The organism is Aliterella sp. E5.1, assembly GCF_057473825.1.
The window spans coordinates 1-3921 of record NZ_JBYCCV010000186.1 but is presented as its reverse complement, the minus strand read 5'-3'; the positions used below and the strand labels follow the sequence as shown (position 1 = coordinate 3921).

At 42.6% G+C, this 3921-nt stretch carries 6 protein-coding genes; 1 reads left to right on the top strand and 5 read right to left on the bottom strand.

The genetic code is table 11. The features are described 5' to 3' along the window. Positions 1-129 precede the first annotated feature (129 nt). Entirely contained in the window at positions 130-405 is a 276-nt protein-coding gene (locus AC2VE5_RS24585; RefSeq protein ID WP_486890240.1) for a gamma-glutamylcyclotransferase, read from the top strand. Positions 406-440: 35 nt separating this feature from the next. Here AC2VE5_RS24585 and AC2VE5_RS24580 read toward each other — a convergent pair whose 3' ends face one another. From AC2VE5_RS24580 to AC2VE5_RS24560, 5 genes are all read right to left on the bottom strand, one after another. Next, positions 441-890 carry an anti-sigma factor family protein gene (locus tag AC2VE5_RS24580; RefSeq protein ID WP_486890239.1) on the bottom strand — a complete coding sequence of 150 codons (450 nt, stop codon included), beginning with the start codon at positions 888-890 and terminating at the stop codon, positions 441-443. A 153-nt stretch (positions 891-1043) separates the two neighbouring features. After that, complete coding sequence (locus AC2VE5_RS24575; protein WP_486890238.1) at positions 1044-1700, bottom strand: sigma-70 family RNA polymerase sigma factor; 657 nt, start codon at positions 1698-1700, stop codon at positions 1044-1046. An 89-nt stretch (positions 1701-1789) separates the two neighbouring features. Beyond that, entirely contained in the window at positions 1790-2038 is a 249-nt protein-coding gene (locus tag AC2VE5_RS24570) for a hypothetical protein (RefSeq protein WP_486890237.1), read from the bottom strand. Positions 2039-2156: 118 nt separating this feature from the next. Continuing rightward, positions 2157-2699, bottom strand: a complete 543-nt coding sequence (locus AC2VE5_RS24565; RefSeq protein WP_486890236.1) for a late competence development ComFB family protein — start codon at positions 2697-2699, stop codon at positions 2157-2159. 89 nt (positions 2700-2788) lie between these two features. Beyond that, positions 2789-3673: a M23 family metallopeptidase gene (locus tag AC2VE5_RS24560; RefSeq protein WP_486890235.1), complete on the bottom strand. Its 885-nt coding sequence runs from the start codon at positions 3671-3673 to the stop codon at positions 2789-2791. Between the last annotated feature and the right edge of the window lie 248 nt (positions 3674-3921).

Below are 3921 nucleotides of genomic sequence, written 5' to 3'. Positions count from 1 at the left end.
ACCGCTAATGATAGCGTTAGGTATGCCTGACAAGCACCAAGATATTGAGGAGCCGTGTGAGGTGAAAGTCTCAAGCACGGTTTTGAAGACCAACGGGGTTGGTGACAACCTCGTTGAGTTTAATCAACTATGGGCTATCCGGCAGCAATCTTCCCGGAAATGTATATTGTGCGTGGTTATTTACTCACATTTGCCGATGCCGCAGTTTTACAAATCCTTGATGAACTAGAAGGTTACGATCCTCAACAACCTAGTAGCCAAAATCACTACCAGCGACACAAAATAGAAGTTTATAACTCTATTGGATACTTAGATAAAGTCTGGACTTATTCAATGAACCAACAACAAATTGATGCTTATGGTGGCGTTTTAATTAGCGATGGCTGGTGGACAAGCAAAAAATAAGCTGTTAACTTCCGAGCTAACAGCTTACAAATTACTTAAGGTTTGTGCGGTACTGTCTTTGGATGTTCAAAGGCAGATTCGGGAAGTTCAACTAAAGGAGTATTTAAGGCAACTAACAGTTTTTCGGAACTTGCTGGATTGCTTACTTCTGCCATCTGTAGTACCTGACGACCTGGCACAACATTTGATAAGGCGGCAATAACTACCGCCGCTACTGCTGCGCCTCCCCACTTCAGCGACCGATACTGACGGCGTTTTTCTAGCTTGCCAAATACCTGTTGAATTGTTTTTTCTACGCTTTGAGTCGTTGGGGGTACGGGTAGAGATTGAAAGTTTTGGCGCAATGCCAACAACCTCGCGTATAGCTTCTGAGTTTCGGCATCGGTATCTAACCATTCTTCTACCTGCCGCCTTTCAGGGGCGCTGACTTCACCATCTAGGTAAGCACTTAATAACTCGAAGCGATCGCGCTTCTGTGTATTCATAGCATTTATCAATTATTTTTATTACCAGGATTAAACGCGGATAAGTTACTTGGAGGTTGTGAAGATAACACCGAATGAGTTTTAAACTCAAAGATTATTTTAACATTCCTACCAAGTTATACAAAAGATTAAACTTTTAATCTCTTGTTGGCTCTAACCATCTAAATAGTTTTGCAGTTGAGATTGAAGTCTAGTTCTAGCTCTAGCTATTCTTGACTTGACTGTTCCTAGAGAAACTTTAGTAATTTCAGCAATGTCTTCGTAAGCCATGCCTTCAATTTCTCTTAAAACGATGGTCGTACGGAACACTTCTGGCAAGTCAGAAATCGCTTCTTGTAATTGTTCGTAAAATTCCTGGGTGGTTAACTCCTCCTCTGGAGAGGGATTTTCCCCGGCAATTTCCCAATTCATTTCCCCATCTTCCATAAAACGGGGTGCATCTAGCGACAAAGGACTAGCAACTCGCTTGCGTTTACGCAATTCGTCGTAAAACAAGTTGGTAGCTATGCGACTTAACCAGCCGCGAAATTTGACTGGTTCTTGCAAACGCTTGATATTGCGATAAACTCGAATCCAAACTTCTTGAGTCAAATCCGCGCGATCTTGCCAATCGGGGGCTAGGTGATACAACACCCTTTCCACATGGGATTGATAGCGCCGCAGTAACTCAGAAAAGGCAGCACGATCTGGACTGCGTTCAGATTGACAACGCAAAATTAAATCGTAATTTGACAATTTATCTATTTGCACTGGCGCTTGAGGAAATTTTGCCTCAACTGATGACCAGGGTACAGAAGTAGCTTGACTCATACACGCCAACAAGAAAGAGAACATCTCATCTTACTAGACCCTGATATTAATAGTAAGTTCCCGGTTTGAGCGCGTACTTGTTTAGACTTCTATTGAGCGACGAGCGGCAACAGTTGGTGCTGTTGCCAATTGCTGCCTATAGGCACAAGCCATTTTTCCTTAGTAGTGATGTTTTCTACTATGTTCAAACTCGTGGTGTTGTTTGGATTATTTGATAAACGAACTACTGCAAGCAAGTTTAGGCACAACGTCATTATCAGGGCTAACAATAGTTTTTCTAGCACGCGATCACCTCCCACACCTACAATTTTTTGGTTACAGCTATTACTTTCAATCAAAAATTAACAACTGCAACCAATTTTTTCCTCTTAACTTTAGTTTGCCCATTCTTTGCTAAAAACGCATGAGAAAACAAATAAATCTTTGTTAAGAGATATAGGAGTATATACAGGTGATTTACTCTGAGGCTTGCTCGAAAGAGTGAGCATAGGCTTGGAGTAGGGTGCTGACTTGTTTTAGAACTTCCTCGCCAGAATTTTTGCCCAGAGCTTGCCTTTCTGGGAAAAAATCAGGATGGTCTAAGTTACGGGCGATTGCTTCGTCTACTTGCTGAACAATTAATTGCTCTAGTTCTTCCTTGGCTCGTTGACGTTGGTAGTTACCACCTTCTTCAGTCGTAGCATACAGGGGAGGCAAGCGATTTAGAGCATAAGCTGCAATATCTCCCACATCTAAATGGCGATCGCTTGTAACTTCTATTGCTGCCACTCTAGCTAAGGCTTCTGTCAGTACCAATTCTTCCATGACATTAATAAACTGTTTGCGCTGTACTGCGACTACTTCCCCCGTTAGCAGCGATCCCATAAGCTTATCTAGCGCCATATACTCAGCGACAGAAAGCTCTGAGGCAGCATCGCAAATAGACCCTACCTCCGCTTCCATTGCTGGTGTAAGATAACCAGTTTGAAGGGCTTGTTCAATTATTTTTTCAATACCCATAACGCCTCTAAACTCTATGGCACTTGATGATGGTTTCTGTATTACTCCAACAATTCTGCCTTACTCCTAAAAAAAGTGGCAAAATAGAGTTAATTAAAGTTACTGTTGCGCCACGGGGTGGGATCTACCGATTCTCCTTGTACATATAATCCCCAGTGGAGATGAGGGCCAGTTACGGCTCCCGTCGAGCCTACAGCACCAATTACTTGACCTGCTTTGACAAAATCTCCCTCTTTGACGTTGATCCGACTCAGGTGCAAGTAAGTAGTTATTACTCCTTGCCCGTGATCTATGCCAATTATATTACCGTGGACGCGAAACCCCGAAGCTGCTCTGCCAACTAAAGCAATGCGTCCGTCGGCAGGAGCCATAACTGGGGAACCTGTTGCGCCTGCATAATCTACCCCACGATGGTAATAATCTTGGGCGAACTTACCATTGTAGTAGCGACGGACTCCGTAGATTGTACTGATTCTGCCTTTGTTGGGTTTTAAAAAAGCACTATTCCAGAATTTTTGGGGAGTTTTTAGCTGTTTTAGCGCTGCTACGCGGCTTAGTTCGAGTTCGGTAGCTTCAAGCCCAGCTTTGCCAGGAGAAAGCCTGATGCGTTGGATAGGGAACTTACGATCGCCTATTTGCAACGACATTTGCTTAGTTTGTTCTCCGGCTTTGATTTGTAGTAGCCTTTTACCTGGCTTTTGCAGGGGAGTTGTGGGTAAAAAGGTCCGGTATTTATTTGGGGCGACTTCAAAGGTAGGGTAAGTTTTTTGATTAACAGTTACCGATGGACTGCTATTGGGCGTTTGAGGAGTGTCTGGAGTCACTACCACCGTTAAAGTATCGCCTAAGCGAGGTTTGGCAGGGCTAACTTGAACTTGCAACGCTTTTACTGAAGTTGCCAATATCGTCGGAATTGCGATCGCCATTGTTAGTATTAAACTATTTTTTAAGTAGTTGGTGCTACTTTTACTCATAAATTGAAGTCCCTTTAAACTGAGGGGTTTTAGGTTAGTTCTAACAATTAAATTTTGCTCCTGAATTAGATTACCTTTTTGTCTAGTAAATTTAACAAATTAATCTATTTGTTTTTACCTTATACCAAATTGCGTTCAAATATAGTAGAGTAGTGAACAACAAAGTTTGTCCTCAAACAACGAGTTAGGCAGGTGGATATGGGTCAAGTTACTCAAGCTTTTCCCCATTTAGAGCTAGAGGCAGTAAA

Coding starts and splice junctions, on each gene's coding strand:
- AC2VE5_RS24585 (WP_486890240.1), top strand. CDS start 130: ATGGGCTATCCGGCAGCAATCTTCCCGGAAATGTATATTGTGCGTGGT.
- AC2VE5_RS24580 (WP_486890239.1), bottom strand. CDS start 890: ATGAATACACAGAAGCGCGATCGCTTCGAGTTATTAAGTGCTTACCTA.
- AC2VE5_RS24575 (WP_486890238.1), bottom strand. CDS start 1,700: ATGAGTCAAGCTACTTCTGTACCCTGGTCATCAGTTGAGGCAAAATTT.
- AC2VE5_RS24565 (WP_486890236.1), bottom strand. CDS start 2,699: ATGGGTATTGAAAAAATAATTGAACAAGCCCTTCAAACTGGTTATCTT.
- AC2VE5_RS24560 (WP_486890235.1), bottom strand. CDS start 3,673: ATGAGTAAAAGTAGCACCAACTACTTAAAAAATAGTTTAATACTAACA.